The 23,568-nt window shown below is 42.8% G+C and carries 23 protein-coding genes and 2 pseudogenes; 12 read left to right on the top strand and 13 right to left on the bottom strand.

Features of this window, described 5'->3' with window-relative positions; all coding sequences use genetic code 11:
* Positions 1–4: 4 nt before the first annotated feature.
* Together AR335_RS13100 and AR335_RS24965 are read left to right on the top strand one after the other, a co-directional pair.
* Positions 5–568 carry a GNAT family N-acetyltransferase gene (locus AR335_RS13100; RefSeq protein ID WP_062236406.1) on the top strand — a complete coding sequence of 188 codons (564 nt, stop codon included), beginning with the start codon at positions 5–7 and terminating at the stop codon, positions 566–568.
* A gap of 18 nt (positions 569–586) precedes the next feature.
* Complete coding sequence (locus tag AR335_RS24965; RefSeq protein ID WP_062236404.1) at positions 587–859, top strand: hypothetical protein; 273 nt, start codon at positions 587–589, stop codon at positions 857–859.
* 266 nt (positions 860–1,125) lie between these two features.
* Here AR335_RS24965 and AR335_RS13090 read toward each other — a convergent pair whose 3' ends face one another.
* From AR335_RS13090 to AR335_RS13070, 5 genes are all read right to left on the bottom strand, one after another.
* A complete protein-coding gene (locus AR335_RS13090; RefSeq protein WP_062236401.1) occupies positions 1,126–2,316 on the bottom strand; it encodes a DUF4129 domain-containing protein in 1,191 nt (396 codons plus the stop codon).
* Complete coding sequence (locus tag AR335_RS13085) at positions 2,313–3,539, bottom strand: DUF58 domain-containing protein (protein WP_062236398.1); 1,227 nt, start codon at positions 3,537–3,539, stop codon at positions 2,313–2,315. Before AR335_RS13085 ends, AR335_RS13090 begins: the two co-directional genes overlap by 4 nt.
* Positions 3,536–4,456 carry an AAA family ATPase gene (locus AR335_RS13080; protein WP_062237096.1) on the bottom strand — a complete coding sequence of 307 codons (921 nt, stop codon included), beginning with the start codon at positions 4,454–4,456 and terminating at the stop codon, positions 3,536–3,538. The genes AR335_RS13085 and AR335_RS13080 overlap by 4 nt, the downstream gene beginning before the upstream one ends.
* 138 nt (positions 4,457–4,594) lie before the next feature.
* Positions 4,595–5,398 (bottom strand): undecaprenyl-diphosphate phosphatase, encoded by an 804-nt coding sequence (gene bacA / locus AR335_RS13075; protein ID WP_053355447.1) that lies wholly within the window; start codon positions 5,396–5,398, stop codon positions 4,595–4,597.
* A 198-nt stretch (positions 5,399–5,596) separates the two neighbouring features.
* Positions 5,597–6,487, bottom strand: a complete 891-nt coding sequence (locus tag AR335_RS13070) for a peptidoglycan-binding protein (RefSeq protein ID WP_062236395.1) — start codon at positions 6,485–6,487, stop codon at positions 5,597–5,599.
* 292 nt (positions 6,488–6,779) lie between these two features.
* Here AR335_RS13070 and AR335_RS13065 point away from each other — a divergent pair, with 292 nt between their 5' ends.
* Complete coding sequence (locus AR335_RS13065) at positions 6,780–7,799, top strand: aldo/keto reductase family protein (RefSeq protein WP_082683486.1); 1,020 nt, start codon at positions 6,780–6,782, stop codon at positions 7,797–7,799.
* On the opposite strand, the gene AR335_RS23195 is transcribed toward AR335_RS13065, so the two are convergent.
* On the bottom strand, positions 7,734–7,886 hold the full coding sequence (locus AR335_RS23195; RefSeq protein WP_231689152.1) for an aspartyl-phosphate phosphatase Spo0E family protein: 153 nt from the start codon (positions 7,884–7,886) through the stop codon (positions 7,734–7,736). The genes AR335_RS13065 and AR335_RS23195 overlap by 66 nt on opposite strands.
* A 251-nt stretch (positions 7,887–8,137) precedes the next feature.
* Here AR335_RS23195 and AR335_RS13055 point away from each other — a divergent pair, with 251 nt between their 5' ends.
* Both AR335_RS13055 and AR335_RS13050 read left to right on the top strand, forming a co-directional pair.
* Positions 8,138–9,805, top strand: a complete 1,668-nt coding sequence (locus AR335_RS13055) for an SWIM zinc finger family protein (protein ID WP_062236390.1) — start codon at positions 8,138–8,140, stop codon at positions 9,803–9,805.
* Positions 9,798–12,575, top strand: coding sequence for a DEAD/DEAH box helicase (locus tag AR335_RS13050; RefSeq protein ID WP_062236388.1), 2,778 nt, complete (start codon positions 9,798–9,800; stop codon positions 12,573–12,575). Before AR335_RS13055 ends, AR335_RS13050 begins: the two co-directional genes overlap by 8 nt.
* A 41-nt stretch (positions 12,576–12,616) precedes the next feature.
* Here AR335_RS13050 and AR335_RS13045 read toward each other — a convergent pair.
* From AR335_RS13045 to sigY, 4 genes and pseudogenes are all read right to left on the bottom strand, one after another.
* A pseudogene (locus AR335_RS13045) lies at positions 12,617–12,978 on the bottom strand (group I truncated hemoglobin).
* Between the two features lie 63 nt (positions 12,979–13,041).
* Positions 13,042–13,248, bottom strand: coding sequence for a sigmaY antisigma factor component (locus tag AR335_RS23190; RefSeq protein WP_082316010.1), 207 nt, complete (start codon positions 13,246–13,248; stop codon positions 13,042–13,044).
* Positions 13,238–13,564, bottom strand: coding sequence for a YxlC family protein (locus AR335_RS13040; RefSeq protein ID WP_062236385.1), 327 nt, complete (start codon positions 13,562–13,564; stop codon positions 13,238–13,240). The genes AR335_RS23190 and AR335_RS13040 overlap by 11 nt, the downstream gene beginning before the upstream one ends.
* Entirely contained in the window at positions 13,536–14,081 is a 546-nt protein-coding gene (gene sigY / locus AR335_RS13035; protein ID WP_062236382.1) for an RNA polymerase sigma factor SigY, read from the bottom strand. The genes AR335_RS13040 and sigY overlap by 29 nt, the downstream gene beginning before the upstream one ends.
* Positions 14,082–14,268: 187 nt before the next feature.
* Between sigY and AR335_RS13030 the strand changes: the two genes are divergently transcribed.
* Complete coding sequence (locus AR335_RS13030) at positions 14,269–15,039, top strand: SDR family NAD(P)-dependent oxidoreductase (protein ID WP_062236379.1); 771 nt, start codon at positions 14,269–14,271, stop codon at positions 15,037–15,039.
* Between the two features lie 156 nt (positions 15,040–15,195).
* Positions 15,196–15,474, top strand: coding sequence for an HU family DNA-binding protein (locus tag AR335_RS13025; RefSeq protein WP_053355437.1), 279 nt, complete (start codon positions 15,196–15,198; stop codon positions 15,472–15,474).
* A gap of 48 nt (positions 15,475–15,522) precedes the next feature.
* On the opposite strand, the pseudogene AR335_RS23185 reads toward AR335_RS13025, so the two are convergent.
* Positions 15,523–15,750, bottom strand: a pseudogene (locus tag AR335_RS23185) (IS3 family transposase); the annotation flags it as partial.
* A complete protein-coding gene (locus AR335_RS13020) occupies positions 15,719–16,087 on the bottom strand; it encodes a helix-turn-helix domain-containing protein (RefSeq protein WP_156418963.1) in 369 nt (122 codons plus the stop codon). The gene AR335_RS13020 and the pseudogene AR335_RS23185, both read right to left, overlap by 32 nt.
* 209 nt (positions 16,088–16,296) lie before the next feature.
* Between AR335_RS13020 and AR335_RS13015 the strand changes: the two genes are divergently transcribed.
* The 3 genes from AR335_RS13015 (at position 16,297) to AR335_RS24080 (ending at position 18,876) form a co-directional block, all read left to right on the top strand.
* Complete coding sequence (locus tag AR335_RS13015) at positions 16,297–18,147, top strand: PAS domain-containing sensor histidine kinase (RefSeq protein WP_062236376.1); 1,851 nt, start codon at positions 16,297–16,299, stop codon at positions 18,145–18,147.
* Positions 18,148–18,194: 47 nt separating this feature from the next.
* Positions 18,195–18,470: a hypothetical protein gene (locus AR335_RS13010; RefSeq protein WP_053355435.1), complete on the top strand. Its 276-nt coding sequence runs from the start codon at positions 18,195–18,197 to the stop codon at positions 18,468–18,470.
* Between the two features lie 199 nt (positions 18,471–18,669).
* Complete coding sequence (locus AR335_RS24080) at positions 18,670–18,876, top strand: hypothetical protein (protein ID WP_156418962.1); 207 nt, start codon at positions 18,670–18,672, stop codon at positions 18,874–18,876.
* Between the two features lie 220 nt (positions 18,877–19,096).
* Here the strand turns inward: AR335_RS24080 and AR335_RS13005 are convergent, their stop codons facing one another.
* Positions 19,097–20,473, bottom strand: a complete 1,377-nt coding sequence (locus AR335_RS13005) for an FAD-binding oxidoreductase (protein WP_062236372.1) — start codon at positions 20,471–20,473, stop codon at positions 19,097–19,099.
* A gap of 130 nt (positions 20,474–20,603) precedes the next feature.
* Between AR335_RS13005 and AR335_RS13000 the strand changes: the two genes are divergently transcribed.
* Both AR335_RS13000 and AR335_RS12995 read left to right on the top strand, forming a co-directional pair.
* On the top strand, positions 20,604–21,116 hold the full coding sequence (locus AR335_RS13000; RefSeq protein ID WP_053355433.1) for a BsuPI-related putative proteinase inhibitor: 513 nt from the start codon (positions 20,604–20,606) through the stop codon (positions 21,114–21,116).
* Positions 21,117–21,385: 269 nt separating this feature from the next.
* A complete protein-coding gene (locus AR335_RS12995) occupies positions 21,386–23,545 on the top strand; it encodes an ATP-dependent Clp protease ATP-binding subunit (RefSeq protein WP_062236367.1) in 2,160 nt (719 codons plus the stop codon).
* Positions 23,546–23,568 lie beyond the last annotated feature (23 nt).

The raw sequence follows: 23,568 nt of genomic DNA, 5'->3' as shown, positions 1-23,568 counted from the left end.
AAGAATGGAAGAGATCTACTCTGAGTTTCCGCAATTAGAAACAAAGCGTTTTATTCTTCGAAACATTGAAGAAGAGGATGCAGCCGACCTGCATGAAGTATATTCTGATCCTGAGGTTGTAAAATTTTGGGGTACTGCTCCGTTTACTTCTATAGAGCAAACCAAATCCTTAATCTGTGACTTTCAAAAAGGTTATAGGGATCAGATGACGATCCGCTGGGGAATTGCGGAAAGGGAAGGAAACCGGCTGATCGGAACATGCGGATACCACAACTGGGCAAAAAAGAAGTTCAGGACAGAAATAGGATATGAAATACGAAAAAGAAAATGGCGCAAAGGTGTTATGAAAGAAGTACTCGGCTCCATACTTCCTTTCGCCTTTCAACACATGAAACTAAACCGGATTGGAGCACTTATTCATCCCGACAACCATGGCTCTGCAATACTTGTATCAAAATTTGGTTTTCACGAAGAAGGGTGCCTCAGAGACTATCAATGTGTTGATGGTGAATTTCAAGATTTAGTGATGTACAGTTTGCTCAAAAAAGACATATTAACTCAAACATAGCATGGATGGAGTTAGGCGTTGAGCCTAGCTTTTTTTTATTTAACAGAGAATACTGCCTGGCAGTGGTATAACGAAATGTATGGGGAGTTTCTCATTCAAATATTCAATGAGTGGGTGGAGCATGATGTAGGCTCGGTATATGTCATGAACTTTGAATGGGCACTGGCTTCGTGGATTGGAATCCCTTCATCCATTTGTATTTTTTCAGAAAGGTGCGGTCAGGCAGCAGCAATGGAACCACAGGTGAGTTGTTTGCCTGTGATCATTTTGTCTATCCTGAATATGGGTTAGGAAATATTAAAGAGGGCTTAGTATAAATAGATTTTGGTTTCATGAGCCAGGATTAAATTATCTATGTGCATCTTATCTCAACTATTTCAAGCACATTGATCCCTCTATGAAAAGGATGAAACAGCTGCTGCAGGATGGTATGCCTGCTTCATATATTATGATGGATCCAGGTGGCTGAACACGGCCGGCTATTCATTAGCAAAAACATCACACTCAGAACCGCTTCTGAATGTGATGTTTTTTTTATTCTATTCGAGGGGGAAACATCAAGTCCTTTCTTCTCTATTCCGGTTCTTGAACTCTCCTGTAAGGCTTCGTGTTTCTTTTTTAAAGAAATCCAGCTCGTCCGAATCAAGTGAAAGGCCTCCATACCGGACCTTATTATAAGACGTTGATACGATCTCAATCGCTGTTTTCGGCAGATCGAGACGATGCAGCCATTCAGTAACGGATTCGTCATAGGCACGGCCACCCCCTAGTTTTGTCATGCGTTTTTCAAATTGGATATAAACTTTTCTCGCCTCATCGGCCGGTGTTTTCCAAAAACGGCGCCTTTTAAGAGCAGGCTTTTCGCCGGGCATAATGGGCTGAATACTTTGTGAGGATATCGTCTGACCCAATGTTGATAGAATCCTTCTTCTGAAATAGATTAAGAGGGCGAGCAGGATGACTGCACAGATGATCCACAATATCCATTGGTTGTGAAAAGGTGATACGTGAGGCAGTCCTTTCACTTTTTTGCTTCCTTTAAATGATTCAGCAAAGGCTTCAGCTCTCCTTTTGCCGCCATCAGAAATGGGAAGAAGGCTGTAAAGAAAGAATAGAGGTTTGCTTAAAATCGTAAATACAGCATAGAGTAGTAGACCCATCAAATTTTTGAACAAGAAGGAAAAGAAAGGGAAAGCAAGGTATGCAGCAACTGCTGAAGATAGCAGAACCGATAACGATAATATTCCTTGCTTTGTGTTCTGAAAACAAGGTTTCCCATCATTCAAATTTCGATGATAGCTTTTAAGCAGGATAAGATAGGCAAGCTGTACTGTCGGAATGAGGAGCAAAGCCTCAGGAATGTTCGGAAAGAAAATATACTGAAAGAATGCCAGTACAAAAGAGACAATCCAGATCACTTCCATGTCTTGCTTAATGGGCTCAGACCAGTTAGCCCATGCTCGCCAGGCTATGATCCCTGCGAGAAGGAAAGAAAAGGCGGCGCCAAGCCCAAAAAGATAAGCAATTCCAAAAGCAATAGGGCTGAGAAGGATGATTTTACCCACGCTCATCTTTTTCGAAAAGGTAAAAAGCAAAACAAATGGCAAGCAGCTAAGAATATAAAGAGCAAAAAACTTTAAAAACAGGATAAGACTGAAAGGCAGCAGGCTGATTACGATTAAATAAAGAAGCAGACTGTCAAACGAGTAATTAAGAGAAAAGGTGAGAAGCATCCCTTTGTTTTTCATGAGATGGCTCTCCTTGCAGACCATTTTGAAAGATAAGCCCCTTCTTCTTGTTCTATAATCCGATAGACAGGGCTCCCGTGCTTCTGCCACTTTTGAAAGTACAGCTCTTGCCTGTCATCTTCATCAAGGCTGCCTGCCAGTATAACCACAGGAACCGTGCTTGAAATTTCGCGGTCTGATTTTGCAAGCAGCTCAATGAGGGGAAAGGTTACACTTGAAACACTGATACGGGCAAGTGTTTCGAGTACTTTTAACAGATGAGCACGGTCCTCTCCTTTTTCCACTTTAAGAAAACCAACAGCACCGGGAACACGGATATTCATAAAGATTTCATACGGAATACCGGCTGAAGAAGCATGCTGGCACATAAAGGTTAAATAACTGAGCTGGTTTTCCATTGTCTCACTCTGAAAAGGGGAGGTCCCATAGGAGGTTGACCCAACATTGACGATAAAGGCCCATTTGTATTCTGTTGTTTTCTCTACAACTTTCGTCTTGAGTGATGCTGAAGCTGCTGTTGCTTTCCAATGGATCCTGTTATAAGGATCACTCCTTTCATAGTCTCTTACACCTGCAGGAGAAGCCGGATCTTCAAACAATGACCGTGAAAAAGGATGGAAACCCTGGCCGAACTGCAGCAGCGGCTTGATACCGATCACTGGGAGAGGGGCAGGAAATACTATCACTTCCGTTCGGTAGATGGGATCAAAGGCCAGGAGGAGGAGACCATATCCCATGACATTCCGGATGCTGAGTTCAATACGGTTCAGCTTCACGGCTCCCCGTTTTTTTCCTGTAACCATAAGCTCCTGCTCCAGCCGTGACTTTTTAGGGACAGCAAATTGCCACTCATAATCCTTTTGCTTTAAATTTTTCTTTTCATGCGTCAGTACTGCGTTATCAACATCAATGGCATCGGAAGAGGTAAAGGTCATCGTTCCACGGATCTGCGGCCAGCTGCCTTCATAGGAAAGGGTAAGAGGCAGGCTGTCTGTATCGCCCGGAAAAAGCCGGATGCTCCTTCGCGGGTTTTGAAAAACAAGTTGATCAGCAGCAGACCGGAAATAAAGCCGGCTGAGATAGTATACGGCTCCGAATAAGCAAGCAAGCGCTAATACAGCAGGTGATTTTTTATAAAAACTGATGGCAGCTAAAACTCCGCCGGCACTTAACGAGGCCTGAAGAAGCTTGGGTACGGCAAGCTCTTTCCGCCAGACACTCATGACCCAGCACCTGACTCGACCGGGACTTCAACGGCTTTCAAGATCTCCTGAATGACCTGATGCTTTGTTTTTCTCAGCGTTCCTTCAAGCGAGAGGACCAGACGGTGGGACAGAACATAAGGGGCCATCAGTTTTATGTCATCCGGTGTGACGTACATCCGTCCATGAATCAGAGCATGGCCCTGAGATGCACGCATAAAGGCAAGCGTTCCCCGCGGGCTGACGCCAGCTTCAGCAAATCCTGATTCTCTTGTCGCATGAACAATGGACAGCAAATAGTTCTCAACATCGTCCGATAGTTCCACTTCCTTTACCATGTCTTGCATTCTATGTAAATCCTCCAGAGAGAAGACGGCTTCAAGCAGATCGAGAGGTTCCTGCTTTCGATACAGAGAGATCATCCTCTTTTCTTCTTCAAATGAAGGGTATCCGGTCTGTATTTGAATGAAAAAACGGTCAAGCTGTGCTTCCGGAAGGGGAAAGGTACCTTGAGATTCAATCGGATTCTGGGTAGCGATGACAATAAAAGGAGAGGGAAGCTTGGTTGTTTCCCCTTCAATGGTAACTTGCTTCTCCTCCATTATTTCAAGCAGGCTGGACTGTGCCCTTGGTGTAGCTCTGTTAATCTCATCAGCCAGCAGTATGTTCGTCATGACCGGTCCGACGCGAAGCTCGAAATCCTGTTCTTTCGGGTTGAAAAATTTAATCCCCGTTATATCACTGGGAAGGACATCAGCCGTAAACTGAATCCGTCTGAATCCGCCGCTGATGGACTTGGCCACACTTTTAGCCAGCACCGTCTTCCCGGTGCCTGGCACGTCTTCTAAAAGAATATGTCCTTTATTAATAAGTGCAATCATGATCAAGTCGACAATTTTTTCTTTTCCGACTAATACTGACGCTATATTACGTTTCATGCGTTCTGTTTGCTGAAGGATATCCAATTTTATTTCCACCTTTATTTCCCATTTTTCTAATATATTCTACAAAAACGGTGAAAAACCTCCAAAAAAAAAAGACGGCGAAAAACGCCATCTTTTATCTGAAATTGAAAATTAAAGCCAAATGATCGCAGCTAAAACTGCGGCAAGTATAAAACGATAATAGGCAAATGGAGTAAGTTTTACTTTTGCAATCAAGCGGATAAAGAACAGAATAGCAACGACCGCGACAATAAAGGCCGTGATGAATCCTGCTGCAAAGAATGGAAGATCAGCTCCGCTAAGCACATCCCAGCTTTTATACAGATCAAGACCGCTTGCAGCAATCATAATTGGGACTGCAAGAATAAATGTGAAATCTGCAGCTGTTCTGTGGCTTAAGCCGAGCAGCACACCGCCAGAAATGGTCGCGCCCGAACGGGAGAAGCCGGGCCAAAGTGCAAGACATTGAAACAGCCCAATGATAAATGCTTGTTTATACGTAATTTGATCAAGGGTAGCTGCCGTAATTTTCTTCTTCTTCTTTTCCGCATAGATCATCAGCAGACCGCCGACAATTAAGCTGAATACAACCGTACTTGTAGAGAATAAATATTTTTTTACAGCATCATGAGCGAGAAGCCCGATCACAACAGCCGGCAGCATGCCCGCAAAAATGTGGAGTAAATTCAAATGGCCTTTTTGGCCGTTTTCTGTCTCCACCTTGCCTACACCGAGAAGGCTCCACAGTCTTTTCCAATATAGAACCACAACAGCTAGGATGGAACCGAGCTGTATAACAATTTCAAACGTTTTCGCTTTGTCCCCTGTAAACCCGAGAAAATGCCCGGTAATAATTAAATGTCCGGTGGAGGAAACAGGTAGAAACTCTGTTAATCCTTCTACCATTCCCATAATAATCGCAATCCAAAGAAACATACATTCACCAGCCTGTTCACTAATTAGTCAAATACTGTACCTATTATAAAAGATATTTGCCGAAAAACATATAAAGATATTGTGACAACGCAAAAAAGCTGAAGCAGCAGTTCATAGAATAATCCGCACTAAGAACGTTCGCAGCCCAAACAAAAAAAGAGACGGCACATGTCCGCCTCTTTTCTTAAAATGCAAAGATTATTTATCCAGGATGGTAACTTTAACGTTCTTGCGTCCCCATTCGGTTGCTTTTTGTTTAGAAGAATAGAAGACATCGATTCTGTTTCCTTGAATGGCGCCGCCTTTGTCAGCAGCTACTGCATAGCCATAGCCTTCTACATACACTTGTGAGTTTAACGGAATAACATCCGGGTCAACCGCGATGACTTTTACGTCTGGATTCGCTTTAAGATTTGTACCGTTTGCTGTTACGCCGCTGCATCCATCGCAATCAGCGGTGTAGGCTGTTGCTTCAACAGATACTGTTTTTCCTTGTTTCTGATCAGTAGAAGCAGCCTTTACTGGTGCTGAGGCTTTTTGTGCTGGAGCAGAAGATTCAACTTCTGTTCTCACACGAACGCCATTTTCACCATAAAGAGCTTTAATGGTTTGAGGACCCGTTAATCCGTCAACAGCGATGCCTTTTGCTTTTTGGAAAGCTTTTACTGCATTCACAGTAACCGGACCATAAATGCCATCCACAGTATAGTTATAGAATCCTTGGTCTTTTAATTCACTTTGCAATCCTGAAACTGCATAGCCTTTATTGCCTTGCTTTAGTATATTTGATTTTCCTAAAGAGGACTGAAGAAGTGCCTCAGCAGTTCTTTTTCCTGCTATTCCATCTACTTTTAATCCGTTTCTCTTTTGGAAATCTTTCACGGAAGCCGCTGTAATATCTCCATAAAAACCTGTTGTTTCAGTGTAATGAAAATATCCCTTATCTTTGAGTTTTTGCTGCAATTGATGCACGTCATTATCCCACATGCCCTGTTTTAATGTATGGTCCCCTAACGCGGCTTCCCCTACTAGTGGAGAACTCATCATTACTCCAGCGATCGCTCCTGTTGCAATTACTTTTTTAATCATATGTAGTACCTCCTCAAGTACGAAAAGTTTTAGTTAAAAAGGATATGTTTTCCTTCATAGCCAATTGCAATTGTACAGGGTGTGTATGACAGGCAGGTTAGAGTAAGGTAACAAAACGATTACATAATTATTTCGAAATAGTTCTATATCCCTCCAACCATTGAATTATTTACCTGATGAACTCATGGCATGACTGGGGTGTGAGGTTTTACTTGCTGTAATTCTTTATAATTTTCAGAAAACTGTTAAACTTGTATTGTACCTATTTATTGAAGGAAAGGTGGAATTTTTCATGGAATATCGCCGACTTGGAAAAACTGGATTGAAGGTAAGCGAGATTTCACTCGGCAGCTGGCTGACAACGGCTGGCTATGTGGAGAAAGAAAACGCGGAGGCCAGCATAAATAAAGCGTTTGACCTCGGCATTAACTTTTTCGACACCGCCAACGTCTATATGCGCGGAGAAGCTGAGAAGGTAGTGGGAGGGGTATTGAAAGATTACCAGAGAGATTCCTATGTTCTCGCAACAAAAGCCTTTTGGCCGATGGGAGAAGGTCCGAACGATAGAGGGCTTTCCCGCAAACATGTCATCGAGCAGTGCAATGCCAGTCTGCAGCGGCTCGGTCTGGATTATGTTGATATCTTCTATTGTCACCGTTATGACAAAGAAACGCCGCTCGAAGAAACATTGCGGGCCATCGATGATCTGATCAGGCATGGAAAGGTTTTGTATGCGGGAGTAAGTGAATGGACTGCAGAACAAATTTCTGAAGCGGTCCACCTTGCGGACAAAAAATTATTGGATCGAATTGTTGTCAGTCAGCCTCAATATAATATGTTTGAACGCTATATTGAAAAAGAAGTGATCCCTGTCAGCGAGAAACACGGAATCGGCCAAGTCGTATGGTCACCGTTGGCACAGGGGGTGCTAACAGGTAAGTACAAAATAGGAGAAGAAGCTCCGAAGGGAAGCCGCGCAGCAGATGAGAACAGTAAAAAGGCTATATCCCGCCATCTGACAGACGAGAAGCTTCAGAAAGTAGAACAGTTAAAAGGGGTTGCGGCAGAAACCGGTATCTCTGTTGCACAGCTTGCCCTTGCCTGGATCTTACGGCAGGAGAATGTTTCAAGCGCGATCGTAGGAGCGAGCTCTCCGGATCAGCTGGAGGAAACCGTGAAGGCCGGCGGGAGACTCCCCCGCCGTTTTCTGCGTTATGCAGTTTTACGTTCTGTGTTATTGCGCTGGTTATTGCTCGATATACTGTTTTGGGCGACCCTTCATTCGGGAAAGGAGATTCAGCAAATGATCTAGTTCCTGGCTGCATTTCACGGTGACTTCTGCTGTCAATCCGTAGGTTTTCCCAAGACAAAGCAAAACTTCGCGCTTTTTTTCAATCATTTGTAATAACATCTTTCATTCACGACTTTCATGAGGGATTTTGTCACAAAAACTAGTATGAAGCAAAACTTAAATTTCGAAAAGAGATTTGATAAAAGTAGTCAAAATATTACAAAAAATAGTGTTGAATTATCTGTAATAATGGGCAATATAGTCCATTATTTTTTTGTTGTTGAAGGAATGAAGCACAACATTGAATGGAACCTCCTTAATTTTGATATAATGGATGGTACTATATTACGGAGGCTCACATGTTAAGTAAGCAGATTCCTAAAGACGTTGTTCTGGAACTTGGAAAAGACGTGTTGTTTCATTTTAGTGGAGAAGTGATACAAGAAGGCTATGCGCTTTACCAAAAAGGCGCTGTATACAATATTAATGTGGATAACAAGACTGTAACAGGAAGTGTTTCTGAAGAGAGTGGATATGCGGTAAGTCTTGATCTTGAGCATTTTTCACAGAGCAGCTGTTCATGCTTCAGCTCAGAGCCATGTGCTCATAAGCTGGCTGTGTTTTTTCAGCTGTATGCCTCTTTTGGACCTCCCTATCAGCTTATATTGGAATGGAAAAGCAAGAGAGGAAAACAAAAGAATGAACAGCAGGAAGCCATGATTTCTTCAGCTGATCAGCAAGAGAGCAGCACAAAGAATGCTGAACCAAAAACGAGAAAACGGGTGATTCAAAACATACTTTCTGTTGATGAATGGAAAAAGAACTTTAATCAGCGCTTTGTAGACTTTGAAAAGAATAAGATGCAGAATCTGACCTTTAAAGAGCTGGAAAGGGGAGAAGGCTATACCTTCACCCACATCCATAAGGAGTTTTATCCAGGTCTATTAAATGCTGCCAGTTTTATGGATGATGACATAGGAAAGCTGTATCGGTTTCATGCACAGCTTGAAACCTTCCTAAGGCTTACGGAATATGAAAAGCAATATGGGGTGCCCGATTATTTAGCTTCACATTTTAAACTTAATCTCAGCCAGCTGGTCGATGGGATGTTCAAAACGGCTATGGAGATTCAGGCAGAAAGGCTTAAGTCGGAACATCTGGATTTAATTGAAGAAAGTTTAAAAGAATTCCAGAATATATTTAAGCTTTCCGCCCGTTATTTTGATATTATTTTTCGTGTCTTTCAAGTAGGCTGGGCGACCATTTACCATGTGGACCAATGGGTAGTAGCTTATGAAAAGCAGCTTCTGGAGGAAAAGGAAAAGGGTTCCCGGGCTCAGTTTCTGGATATGGCGCTCGTTCACTTTGCCTTTTTGAGGGATGACCTTACAGAAGCTTATCAGCGGATGGAAAAAACAGAGCAGTTTTCTTCCCGTCATGCCTTAATATGGCTTGAGCTGCTTTTTCATTGGGAAAAGTGGGAGTCTTTACTGAAATGGCTGCTCGCCTTGAAGCCGGAATTTTACCGGAAGACGCAGGATTATTACCGGGATACGTCTGTTCGGGAACAGTTTCACCAATATATTGAATACTTTTGGAAATATGCACAGTACACGGGGGAGGAAAAGGAGTATGAACAGATGCTCGTTGACTGCCTTCCGGTAACTTTTTATGAATACAATGAATTTTTGCACGTCCAGCAGGATTTTAAGCGCTGGGTCGAGCTTCAGATCTTAATGGGGTATTCGCCTTCCTTGATTAATGGTACGGATTTAAAAGAAGTGGAGCAGCTGGATATGGAAGTGCTTCTTCCGCTGTACCACCAGTCCGTTGACCGGCTCATCAGGGAGAAAAACCGCAAATCCTATAAGCTGGCCATCCGTTTCTTGAAAAAGCTTCAGTCAATCTATAAAAAGCTGGACCGAGACGTGCAGTTTGATGATTATATTGAAAAGCTGGCTACCCAGTATGCCAGACTCCGCGCTTTTCAGGAAGAGCTAAGGAAAGGAAAATTCATACATGATTGATGTGACCGCCATTGTACTTCATGCCAGATGGCTGAACGACAACAGAATGGTGTTCTGGGGAGAGCAGAAAGGGCGCAGACTCCATGTGGATGACTGGATGCCCATGCTGTTTGCCTGGCATAAAAAATCTTATTATGGAACGTTTATCGAACGAGATGATGATCAATATGTTTATGTGTCTGCTGTTGATGCGTTTCGTCTGTTCACAGGGCATCCGCGTTTTTTCCTGAAACAGGACAATTGGAGCGCAGAGGCTCAAGACATGATTACTCACGCCAGGGAGCTGGATGTATCACTGCAGGAACACCGAGTAAAACCCAGTTTTGAATCCTGGAAAAAAGGTGAATGGAAATGGGAGATAGAAGCCACCGGGAAAGAACTGTCCCATTGGCTGAACACGGCGATCGATGAACTCGCTCTTGAAGAACCAGAAAGATTGGATGCGGAGCCTGCCTTTTTCGACCGGTTTCCGTTTCAACATCTTCTCGAAAAAAATACACTTTATGAAAATCTGTCAGAGGAATCATGGCTCGTTAAACTGGGTTGGAAAAAAGATGAAAAGCCGTTCGATGTCCTTCTTGAGCTTCAGGAACCTGAAGAAGATGATCGATATTGGAAACTGGATGTGCTGCTGGAGGATAAGGAGAGCAGCATCCACTTTGACTGGACAGGGGCAGCGGAAGATCTTCCGGAAGAATGGCAGCCCTTTACGCACCGAATAGCAGAAGATCTTTCTTTTGCCGGTACACTTGTATCTTTTCTTCAAAAGAAGGATGGTTCTTTTAAAACAAAGCTGACGGAAAATGAAGCATGGGATTTTTTAAATGAGAAGAGTCAATGGCTGGAAGAAGGGGGATTTAAAATCCTTCTTCCTTCTTGGTGGGAAGCGCTGAAAGATCTTCAGCCGGACCTGAAAGCGAAAGTGAAAAGTTCATCTGGCGGATACGCTCCGTCATTTTTAGGGCTGGATTCCATCGTGCAGTTCGACTGGAAAGTTTCCACAGGCGACATCGAATTGAGCGAAGAGGAGTTCCTGAAGCTCGTTGACAGCCGCAGGCGCCTAGTGAAAATTAAAGGGAAATGGTTCAAGCTCGATCCTGCTTTTATCCGTGAGGTCAGACAGGTTATGAAGAGTGTGAACCGCAAAGGCCTTCAGCTGAAGGATATTTTGGAACAGCACCTCATGCAGCCCGTGAAAGACGGCAATGAAGAAGAGCCTTCCTTGCTGCGCTATGTCAATATTGAGCTGAACACAGACCTTGCCAAAATGGTCGAACAGCTGTCTGAGGTGAAAGAGATCCCGATTCAGCCTACTGCCCCAGGCTTTCAGGGAAGTCTTCGGGACTACCAAAAAACAGGGAGCTCCTGGCTTCAATTTTTAAGGAAGTTCGGTCTTGGAGGATGTCTGGCGGATGACATGGGACTGGGGAAAACAATCCAGACCATCGATTACCTGCTTCAAACAAGAAAAGATAATGAAGAGGGGGGATTTCCTGCACTTCTAATCTGTCCGACTTCTGTCATTGGAAACTGGCAGAAAGAACTGCAGCATTTTTCACCTGATTTAAACGTGTTCCTTCATTATGGATCTTCAAGGATAAGAGGAGAGCCATTTATCAAGTCGATTCAGGGGGCGGATGTTGTATTAACCTCGTATACGACCGCACAGCTGGATGAAGAAGATTTTCAGCATGTCTTGTGGGATGCGATCATTTTAGATGAAGCTCAGAATATAAAGAACAGTTTTACAAAACAATCAAGGAGCATCCGCCGTTTATCGGGAAGGCATAAAATTGCGCTGACCGGCACACCAGTAGAGAACCGGCTGCTTGAGCTTTGGGCCATATTTGATTTTCTTAATCCCGGTTACCTGGGAAGTGAAGCCGCCTTTCGAAAACGGTTCGTCCTTCCTGTTGAAAGAGAGCACGATAACAGCCGGCTGAAACAGCTGCAGAGCCTCGTTCAGCCTTTCTTATTGAGAAGGACCAAACAGGACCCACACGTACAGCTGAACCTTCCGGAGAAACAGGAGATTAAAGAGTATGTCCATCTAACGGCAGAGCAGGCATCCTTATACGAACGGATGATTCAGGATACGTTTCAGCAGCTTGAGCAAGAAGGCGGCATGAAGCGAAGAGGGCTGATTTTAGCTTTATTAGGCAAGCTGAAGCAGGTTTGTGACCATCCGGTTCTATATCTGAAGGAAGAAAAGAAGAACAGGCTTGAGGAGCGATCGAATAAATTTTCGAAGCTGGTGGAACTCTTGGAAGCCATAAGAGAAAAGGGCGAAAGGTGTTTGATCTTTACGCAGTTTTTATTTATGGGCAATCTGATTCAGGACTATATCGCGAACCGCTGGAACGAAGATGTGCTCTTTTTGCACGGAGGAGTGCCTAAGGCTAAACGCGATGAAATGATTGAAAAGTTTCAGGATGGAAAACACAGTGTGTTCGTGCTGTCCTTGAAAGCTGGGGGGACAGGGTTAAATCTTACAGAAGCAAACCATGTGATTCATTTTGACCGCTGGTGGAACCCAGCTGTAGAAAACCAGGCGACAGACCGTGCCCACCGAATCGGGCAAAAACGGTTTGTGACCGTTCATAAGATGATCACGCTTGGTACGCTTGAAGAGCGGATTGATGAAATGCTTGAAAGCAAAAAAGAGCTTAGCGAAAAAGTCATCACGAGTGAAAACTGGATTACAGAGCTTTCTACTCAGGAACTCAGAGAGCTTTTTGTCCTGCGGAAGGAATGGGTAGAAAAAGAGTAAAAAAAGAGGAGCAGACTCAGGATTGAGCAGCTCCTCTTTTTTTATTGTTTATAAAGTATGTCATCTCTTAGTGTATTGACGTGATCAACTGCTGTTTCAATATCTTGTTCGGGCACGTTAAACTCCTGAAGCGCTTCTTTTAAGTGAAGAACAATGGCTCGAAATGCTCAGGCTGGAGATTCATGCCTTCATGTACCTTTGCCATCGACTTTCCGGAATACTGAGCGGGTCCGCCCAAAGCGAAACTCAAGAACTTGGTTTGATGTTTCCTCTGATTTTCCATATCGATATTTTCGAAAAAATAATTTACACTCGAATCGGCCAAAACTTTATCATAAAAACGGTCAACCACTTTTCCTATGGAGTCTTTGCCACCCAATTTTTCGTAAAGTGATGTCTGCAATGATATCTCCTCCTTATGTTACCATTTTCCCCACAAGAGGACAGACATAAACGCTAAGGAGATTTATGGTTTGGACCTGAACACTTTTCTTGCGAATATGAGGTAAAAGAGGAGAGGAAACGGACATTGGATCAATCCCCATAGAGACCAGAACCAATAACGGTAGCCGCGTTTCCTTCCGTCCAGAAACAGCCATGTGCTCTGGCAAAGAAGAATGATGACAACGAGAATTAGTGTCCAAAGCGGCTGGCCGTGTATGTTATGTGTCATTCCATTCACCTTCTTTTCTATGATGTTTATAAAGAAACAGAATAGCACCAATCAGTACGGGAGCCTGAAGGATGACGAAAACAGAAGGGAGCCGAATAAGCATAGCTGCCACGCAGAACAGAATTGCAGCAGCTATCACTCCAAACAGGGCAAGCTCTTTAGCGAGCTGTCTTTTATTTCTGCTGGTTTCCTCAGCTACTATTTGTTCAAAAAAGGCAAGGTCTGGCACGCTGACTTCTTCATATTTTTCAATCTGTGAGAGGCTTTCCTTGAGCTTATCTTCAAGGTTATTTGCTGAGTCTGGATTCTCCTTCACTTTCAGCTAACTCCTTTCTTATGAATCTTAACCCGGTATGAACCCGAGATTTAACCGTTCCGGCGGGAATATTCAGCATGTTCCCGATCTCGTCGTACGTATAACCGTAATAATGCTTTAGGATTAAGGGGGTTCTTGTTTCTTCGTTTAAAAGGCTTACGGCATCTAGCACTTCATTCCATTCTTCATTGATGAAAGCGGCTTTCCATTTCAGGTTTCGGGATGCCTGTTCGCGCTCCTGGTACTTCTGCTCGGTTTTCTTGCGTCTGAACTGGTCGATGTATAGATGGGATGCGATGGAAATGAGCCAGGAAGAAAATTTAGACTTTCCCTCGTATAACCCAATCTTTTGAATGCATTTAAGCATGGTCTCCTGTACAAGGTCTTCTGCTGTTGAACGGTTCATCGTTATTTTCAGTACATAATGAAACAAAATAGAATAATTTTGCTGCAGCAAGAGAGAAAGAGAATGCTGGTCGCCCTTTTTTGCTTTTTTGACCAAATCTTTTTCTTCCATCTTTACGGTGTCCTCCTTGCGACCTGATTCATGAATCAATAGTAATACGTTTTGTGAAGGTAAATCGTTCGTTCTGTTAAAAAATATCTTTTATTAATGGATAAAAGAGGGATACTTTGTTACGTTAGAAATATTCTGTTATCTGGCGAGTCTTTTTACATTAAATTAACTGAGAGGAAGATTGATCATGTATTTACCGTCTTTTTCGTTGGAAGGAAAAACAGCATTGATCACTGGAGCAGGGCGGGGAATCGGCAGGGCACTGGCCATTGGTTTTGCTGAAGCTGGAGCGGATGTTGTACTGATCTCCCGAACTCGATCAGATCTTGATGAAGTTGCCGGCTCTATCGAAAAACTTGGGAGAAAGGCATATGCCTTTACAGTAGATGTTACAGTAAAGGAAGAAATTCAATCATTATATGATTCTCTTACATCACGCCAAATTCCTGTACATATTCTAGTCAATAATGCCGGTATGAATATTAGAAGCAAAGCGCTGGAAGTTTCTGAAGAGGAATGGGAGAAAATCATGAACACCAACCTTCGTTCAGCCTTCTATTTTTCCCAGGAAGCCGCTAAACTTATGAAATCTCAAGGGAACGGGCGAATCATCAACATTTCCTCTGTAGCAGGGCATGTTGCGTTAAGAACGGGAGTAGTATATGCTTCGACGAAAGCGGCGATGATCCAAATGACGAAAAACCTTGCACTGGAATGGGGCCCTTACGGAATCAATGTGAACTCAATTGGTCCCTGGTATTTCAGAACACCGTTAACAGCAGAACTTCTTGCAGATGAAAACTATTTGAATGACATTCTATCCCGCACTCCACTGAACAGAGTCGGAGAACTGGCCGAATTAGTCGGTCCTGCCGTTTTCCTGTCTTCTGACGCTGGTTCCTATTGTACAGGACAAACTCTTTTTGTAGACGGCGGAATGACCGTGTATGGATTCTAGAGAGACAATCTAAGTGTTAAGAGAAAGATCCCGGCCTTGTATACCGGGATCTTTTCATGTTTGAAAATATGCAGGGCAGATGTATAAAAAGTGAGAAAGCGTTAATAATGGTAGCAAATGCAATATATTAAATTACTTTTTAGGAGGATTTTTTTCATGAGAAAACAAGACTTAGTTGACGCAGTAAAATCTGCAACAAACATGAATAAAAAAGAGTCAACCCTTGCGGTGGAAGCTGTTCTTGAATCGATTACCAATGCATTAAGGCAGGGTGAGAGCGTCCAGCTGATTGGATTTGGAACCTTTGAAACTCGCAACCGCAACGCCCGTAAAGGGCGCAACCCTCTAACAGGGGAAGAAATCATGATCGCCGCAAGCAGTGTACCTGCATTTAAACCAGGAAAATCACTGAAAGAAGCCGTTAAAGCAGTATAAAATAAAAAGCCCCGGGTCTGAAGTGACCCCGAAAAGTTAGAGTTTTTATTATGCAGTTAATTGGCTGGTGTGTATCCGGTATTGAACGGGACTCATACCGGCCAATTTTTGTTTAATACGCTTGTTATTATAATAATTGATATATTCTTTGATTCGCTTCTTTAAATCTTCAAACGAGCATCGTCGCTGACCATGATACATTTCTTGTTTTAATAGGCCAAAGAAGTTCTCCATAGGTGAGTTATCAATGCAGTTTCCTTTTCGTGACATACTCTGAACCCAGAGCTTCAGCACCACCTTCATTAAAAGCTTTTTTCCATGAAGCGATCATCGGAGAATTTGTTATCCCAAAATGAAGGGCTGTTTCCATTTCTGAAAAACCTGTTCTTTTCATAAAGCTTAGTACATCCAGCTTAAATTGAACAGAATAATTCCTCCTGTGAAGTTTCTTCCTTAAACCTTCCATTCCAAACTTTTCGTAAAGTTTGACCCATCTCTTAATCGGTGTACTGTCTGCCATGCCATGCTTCCTAGCCAGCGTGATATATCCAAAATGTCCTGCCTGATATTCCTTTACTACCATCAACTTAAATTTTTCACTATATTTAGCCATAAACAAACACCCCAAAAGTTAAGTTTTTACTCTAACTTTTGGGGTGCAGTATAGTCACGGGGCTTTTTTTAATGAACAAAGTTTTTCCCATGCCTATTATTGTCTCTATTTGTCGGTAAATTCTTGAAGGAAAACCTTACTCCATTATCTAATATAAAAGGGATTGAGACACAATACGACAGAATGATAGTTGAGGGTGTGGACTGAAAATGATGCTAACCAAAGATGAACTTCTTCCGAGACTTGGTGTTTTCAAAAAATTAATTGATGTTTTGCCTGAATTTATATGCTTGAAAAATAGAGAAGGCCATTGGATAGAGGCTAATGAATTTGCACTCCAGGTATGTGGAGTGGACCGCTGTACGTATAAAGGAAAAGTTCTTGATGAACAGAACTCCTGGTGTAATGCAGGGATGATCGAGCGGTCAAAGGAAACAGACAAGAAGGCTTGGGAAACAGGACATCCGATAAAAATTCAAGAAGAAGTGCAGCAAAAAGACGGATCGTATATTTATCTTGAATTAATCAAACAAGCTACTTTTGACGAAGAAGGGAATCCTTTGTTTTTGTTTGTGACAGGAAGGGACATCACCCAGCATAAAGAAAAGGAAGAAGAGCTGAGTGTCGCGCTCGAACTTTTGGAATCTGTACTCGAGGGCACGACTGACGCCATTTTAATTGTCGATACAAAAGAAAATCTGATCAAGGTCAATCATGCCTTTGAGAATATGTTCGGCTGGGAAGAGCATGACCTTCTATCCGATGAAATCGATTCGCACATTATCATACCGGATGAATTCAAAGCGGAATCTAAAAGTATTATGGGCCTTCTTGCCGAAGGAAGTACGGTTCCTTCCTTTGAAACCCAGAGAGTCCGGCGTGATGGATTAAGGATTGATGTATCCATATCGTTTTCTGCGATCCGCAACATGCAGGGCAGAGTCATCGGTTTCTGTTTGATTTACCGGGATATTTCAGCACAAAAAAAGGCAGAGCGGGCTCTCCGTGAGAGTGAGGCGAAGTACCGTGTCATTGCCGAGCATTCTAAAGATTTAATCGCCGTAGCCAATCCCAATGGGGAACTGATCTATAGTTCACCTTCCCATGAAGCCATCCTCGGATTCTCTAGTAACTTAGATGAAATAAACAGAATTCTTTTTTCAAGGATTCATCCGGATGATTGGGAATTTCTTAGAGCTGCCTTTGCGAAGGCCAAAATGAAAAAAAAACCTTTTACCTTTGAATGTCGCCTGATGCATCAAAATGGAGATTGGCTGGTCATGGAGACTAATGCGGTTCCGGTACTTAACGAATGGAACGAGATAGAAAGCTTCGTAACGATCGCTCGAGATATTACAGCAACGAAGGAAACTGAGGAATTGATAAGAAAGTCGGAGAAGCTTTCTGTTCTGGGGGAGCTGGCGGCAGGAGTCGCCCATGAAATACGGAACCCCCTTACATCCTTGATCGGCTTTGCCCAGCTTTTAAAGGAAACAGATGAAGAGATGAAAACCAAATATGTTGCAATTATGCTGACGGAATTAAAACGAATTAATGACATTGTCGGGGAGCTTATGCTAGTGGCAAAGCCGCAAGCCGTCCACTTCGAATACAGTTCATTAGAAGATATGCTTCAATCTGTGATTCGCCTTCTGGACACACAAGCCATTATTAAAAACATACAGATTCAATTAAAAGTGGATAAAGATATTCCTTCTATTTATTGTGTGGAAAATCAGCTGAAGCAGTTATTTATCAATCTGTTAAAGAATTCCATTGAAGCCATGGATCAAGGAGGAATCATCACGCTTGCTGTCATAAAGAAAAAAGGAAGTGTAGTGATTAAGATTGAAGACCAGGGTTCGGGCATACCGAAAAACAGGCTTGGAAAATTAGGAGAACCTTTTTATACGACGAAGGAAAAGGGAACAGGGCTTGGTCTGATGGTATGCTATAAAATTGTAAAAGAACATTACGGTAACATTTCTTTTGAGAGTGAAAAGAATAAAGGAACAACTGTTCAAGTGAAATTGCCCATCTATCCATTTTCAGTCGTTTAGAAATAGGCACCCGGGACATACTGATTCTAAAAAGGCAGGATGATGAGATGTCCCCCTACCGAATTTTTTTCGTATACAGGATGAATGATCTTCGCTATCTGCATGTACACGGGATGGATATGGTAAATAAAAAGCTGTTTACTGTTCTGTTGTACTCACCGGATGATTCCATTGATCTTACTCTGAATACAGAGCATTTGCCGCAGGAACTTCTGGAGACGCTGTCCAAGGAAAAGGAAAACATAGATGGAGGCAGCTACGATCTTGCACATTGGCAGCCGATGCAGTGGAATCAAGATTTAAATGCATTAAAAACGAACTAGACCAGCTCAAATAGAGCTGGTTTTTTTTATAGATGTGTAATGTCTAGCTCCACGCGCTTCGGCTTTTCCAACTAATCACTGGTGCCGGATTGGATGATATGGATGTTTTTAAATAGAGAAAATCACTTGTTCCCATTTTCTGCTAAACAGTTTGTATTATACCCTAAAAAAAGGGACTGTCCAAGAAGTCTGTAAGCTGTTGATTTCCGTTCCAGGCCGCTCGCTTTCCGCGGGGCGTGCGGTGAGCTTTACCGGCGTGAACGCCTACTTTTTGGTGCAAGCACCGGCGGGAGTCTCACCTGTCACGCTAGTCCCGCAGGACAAGGAAGGCTCCGGCAGCTTTTTATCGCACGAAGAAAATGTGAAGTTCATTTTCGAGGAGTCTCGCATCTTCCACTTCAATTAACTTTTCATTGAAGATTTTTCAAGCCAAAAAGGGGCTGCCTGAAGGTCGATTTTCGACTTTCTGGACAGCCCCTTTACGTACTATCTTCTTCTTTTCATAAACAGAACGATAAGGATGACTACGAGTACAAGGATGATTAGAGTTTTCATGGATTAGTCCTTTCTAAGGTAAGTTTGTACTTTATTATTACCCTGTCCGCATTCTCCTTAATCTGCTGTTTTTAAAATAAAACCTTCCCCGGATTTAAAATATGGCGGGGGTCGAACTGTTCTTTGATCATTTTCATCAATGGCAGGGTGTCGGCATGCTCCTGCTGCAAATATTTCATCTTGCCGATTCCGATTCCATGTTCACCGGTACAGCTTCCTCTTTTAGAAAGGGCATACTCGACAATCATCTCATTAATACGATTGGCTTTTTGTGTTTCTTCTTCGCTGCTCTTATCAAACATGAGAATAGAATGGAAATTCCCATCACCGACATGTCCGAGAACTCCGCCGTGCAGACCTTCCCTTTCTATCAGTTCACGGGCGTAAACCACAGCGCCTGTTAATTCAGATAAGGGCACACACACATCTGTCAGCATCATCTCTCTTCCAGGAAACCCATGCTTAAATGCATAGGCAAGGTGATGTCTTGCTTCCCAAAGCTTTGCCTTCTTTATAGAATCTGTTTCGAATATCAGATCTTCAGAACCGTTAGCTGACAACAGTTCTTCAGCAAAGGCAACATCCTGCTGCATACCGGATGGGTTACCATGAAACTCCAGGAAAAGAGTGGGCTTTTCGGGATAGGAGGTTTCACTGTGCTGATTGACCTGCCTGATGGAATATTCATCAACAAGCTCTACACGGGCTAGTGAGTTTCCTGAGGAAAGAAGAGATATTGCGCCATCTACCGCCGCTTTAACACTAGGGAAAACCGCTCTTCCAGCAACAGTAGCCTCAGGAATGCCATAGACTTTGAGTGTAAGTTCAGTAAATACACCTAACGTGCCTTCCGAACCGACAAAAAGACTTGTCAAATGATACCCGGATGATGATTTTGCGGCGAGCCCGCCTGTATGGATAATCGAGCCGTCTGCAAGGACGACTTCCAGATCTCTGACTTGAGGCCGCATGATTCCATACCGCACGCTAGTCGTACCGCTCGCATTCGTTGCTGCCATCCCGCCTAACGTAGCATCTGCTCCTGGGTCAACAGGGAAAAACAAACCGTACTTTTTTAATGCCTGATTCAATTGTGTACGCGTTACCCCCGGCTGCACCCTGACTAGGAAATCCTCTTCACGCACTTCCAAGATCTTGTTCATGTTCTGGAAATTAATAGAGATGCCGCCCTGCAGCGGAATGCAGTGACCTTCAAGACTTGAACCTGCTCCAAAAGGAACAACAGGAATCTGGTGTTCGCTGGCGTATTGTAATATAGAAGAAACTTCGGAAGCTGAATCAGGAAAAACCACCACTTCCGGAAGTACAGGTGAATGATGGGACTCATCTTTGCTGTGCTGCTGAAGGATCGTCTCGTTGCTTGTTGCACGTTTTTCATCGGTAAGTTTTTTCATTTCTATAAGCAAATCTTCATGTAGTACTGGCATGTAAAAATCCTCCCTTGGGTGTATGTTAATAATCTCTCTTAAGGGTACTTATAGATGTAGACATAAAAATCCTTTTTTTATTCTGGTAAAATAACAAAAATCAGCCAAGACTATGTGTGAGGTGATGACATTGAAAAACTGGCTGCTTATATTGGGGTTTATCATCGTTTTAGCCGGATGCGGCACAACGGAAAAGAATGAGGCTAAGAAGGGAGAACCAGTCATGGGAGATGGAAACAAGCAGGAACAGAAAAAAGACGATCCTGAAAGAAACAATGGCGGAGGAATTGTTGCAGGCGCCATCGAGCCTAAACTTTCGATTCTCGAGCAAAAAGCTGGGAGCGCGCTATTGCGCTATGAACTGAAAAATCAGACAGAGCAAGTCAAAATATTTGAATTCACAAGCGGTAAGAAATTTGACTACATTGTGAAAAATAAAGAGGGCAAAAAAGTTTATCAATACTCAGATGACCATATGTTTACTCAAGCTCTTTCGAAGATCACTTTAAAACAAGGAGAAACCTATACACAGGACATCATAGTCAAAAATTTGCCAGCCGGAACATATACGATTGAAATCTGGCTTACGGCAATAGATGAGGATAACGATTACAGACAAAAGCAAACATTTGAGATTAAATAGTGAAGAGCCCGCTCATTAAGCGGGCTTTTTTATTGGGTTGTGGTCTCCGATTCATAAAAAAAAAACAGATCATTTGATTTTCGGGAACAAGAAGTGTAAGGTACTAGAAACCAAAGATAATGATACACACTTAAAATAAGCAAATATAAATTATTTGAGCAAAAACCTTGAAAGTCAAAGAAGGTCAAAGTATAATAAAGCCATAAGGTCAAAGATAGTCAAAGTCAGACAAAACAAATGACCTATTACAATGAAGGAGGAAATGCTTTATGCGATGTGAACAATGTAAAGTGAATCCTGCGACTATTCATATGAATGTTTCTTTTAATCAACACAAACAACAATTAACGCTTTGTACAGATTGCTACCATAAAGTAACACAATCCATGAACACTGCAGGAGGTATAAATCCTATGAATCAATTCTCATCCTTTGACGAATTCTTTAAACAAATGATGAGCAGCGGAATGAATTCAGGTATTTCCAGCGAGCAGCAGTCTCCTAAGACCCAGCAGGGTGGCGGAGGAGGATTCCTAGATCAATTCGGGCGCAATATCAGCCATGCAGCGAAAGCAGGCTTGGTCGACCCAGTGATCGGCAGGGAAGAAGAAATCAGCCGTGTCATTGAGATCTTGAATCGCCGAAATAAAAACAACCCTGTCCTCATCGGGGAACCAGGGGTAGGTAAAACAGCCATTGCAGAAGGTCTTGCATTAAAAATTGCAGAAGGCTCTGTGCCGGCTAAACTTTTATCTAAAGAAGTCTACTTGCTGGATGTGGCATCTCTTGTTGCTGATACAGGAATCCGCGGCCAGTTTGAAGAACGGATGAAGCAGCTGATCGCTGAACTTCAAAAACGCAAGAACGTCATTCTTTTCATTGATGAAATTCATCAGATTGTCGGTGCCGGGTCTGCGGAAGGATCTATGGATGCGGGTAACATTCTAAAACCTGCTCTAGCACGAGGAGAGCTTCAAGTTGTTGGGGCAACCACACTGAAAGAATACCGCAAAATTGAAAAGGATGCCGCGCTTGAACGCCGTTTTCAACCAGTAATCGTTAATGAACCTACGCCAGAAAAAGCGTATGAAATCTTAAAAGGACTAGCTCCAAAGTATGAACAATATCATGAAGTAAGCTTTTCTGATGATGTTCTAAAAGCATGTGTAAATCTTTCTCACCGCTATATTCAAGACCGATTCCTTCCAGATAAAGCGATCGATCTCATGGATGAGGCAGGTTCAAAAATCAATCTGCTGCACTCAGGAAGTGAAACTTCTTCTATTGAAGAACGATTAGAAGAAATTTCTAAGGAAAAAGAAAAAGCAGCATTGAGCGAAAATTATGAGCTTGCAGCCAAACTTCGCCAGGAAGAACTTCAGCTTCAGGAAAAACTGACAGAAAACGAACCAAAAACGAAAGCAGAGGTTTCATTGGAAGATATTCAAAAAATCGTTGAGCAGAAAACAGGAATCCCTGTAAGGAAGCTTCAAGCGGACGAACAGGCAAAAATGAAAGATCTTGCGAAAAACTTATCCCAAAAAGTCATCGGACAAAAAGAAGCGGTGGATAAAGTATCAAAAGCCATCCGCCGAAGCCGTGCAGGCCTTAAAGCCAAAAGCCGTCCAATTGGGTCCTTCTTGTTTGTCGGTCCGACTGGGGTAGGTAAAACAGAGCTTACGAAGTCGCTTGCAGAAGAACTGTTCGGTGATAAGGAAGCCATGATTCGCCTCGATATGAGTGAGTACATGGAAAAACATGCCGTGTCCAAGCTGATCGGTTCACCTCCAGGCTATGTCGGACATGATGAAGCAGGACAGCTGACAGAACTGGTGCGCCGCAAGCCTTATAGCATCATCCTACTCGATGAAATTGAAAAAGCTCATCCGGACGTCCAGCACATGTTCCTTCAAATTCTTGAAGATGGACGCCTCACTGACAGCCAGGGCCGTACGGTAAGTTTTAAGGATACAGTCATTATCATGACGAGCAATGCTGGTTCTGGAATTAAACAAACGAAGAAATTAGGATTTACAAACGAGGTGGCTGAAGTTCAAAAAGAAACAAGCATTCTCGATGCGATTGGTTCTTACTTTAAGCCAGAATTCCTTAACCGTTTTGACAGTATTGTGCAATTCCAGTCACTTAAAGAAGAAGATCTTGTTCAAATCGTAGACCTTATGCTTACAGAATTGAAAGCAAACCTGGTTGAACAAGGCATCTCTATCAGTTTTACGGATGAGGCGAAAAAGAAAATTGCTGAACTGGGCTATCATCCATCGTTCGGCGCACGTCCTTTGCGCAGAGTGATTCAGGAGAAAGTGGAGGATGCTGTTGCAGATGTCCTTCTGGAGCAAGAAGAAAGTACAGAATTACGTGTTGATGTTCGTGAAAATGAATTAGTTGTAGAAAAAAGAGAAATAAAATAATACTAAAAAAGAGCCATGCGATG

The sequence above is a fragment of the Fictibacillus sp. FJAT-27399 genome, from assembly GCF_001510655.1.
Taxonomy (GTDB): Bacteria; Bacillota; Bacilli; order Bacillales; family Fictibacillaceae; genus Fictibacillus_C; species Fictibacillus_C marinisediminis.
Note: the sequence above shows the minus strand (reverse complement) of the source record. Positions and strands in the feature narration are given on the sequence as shown.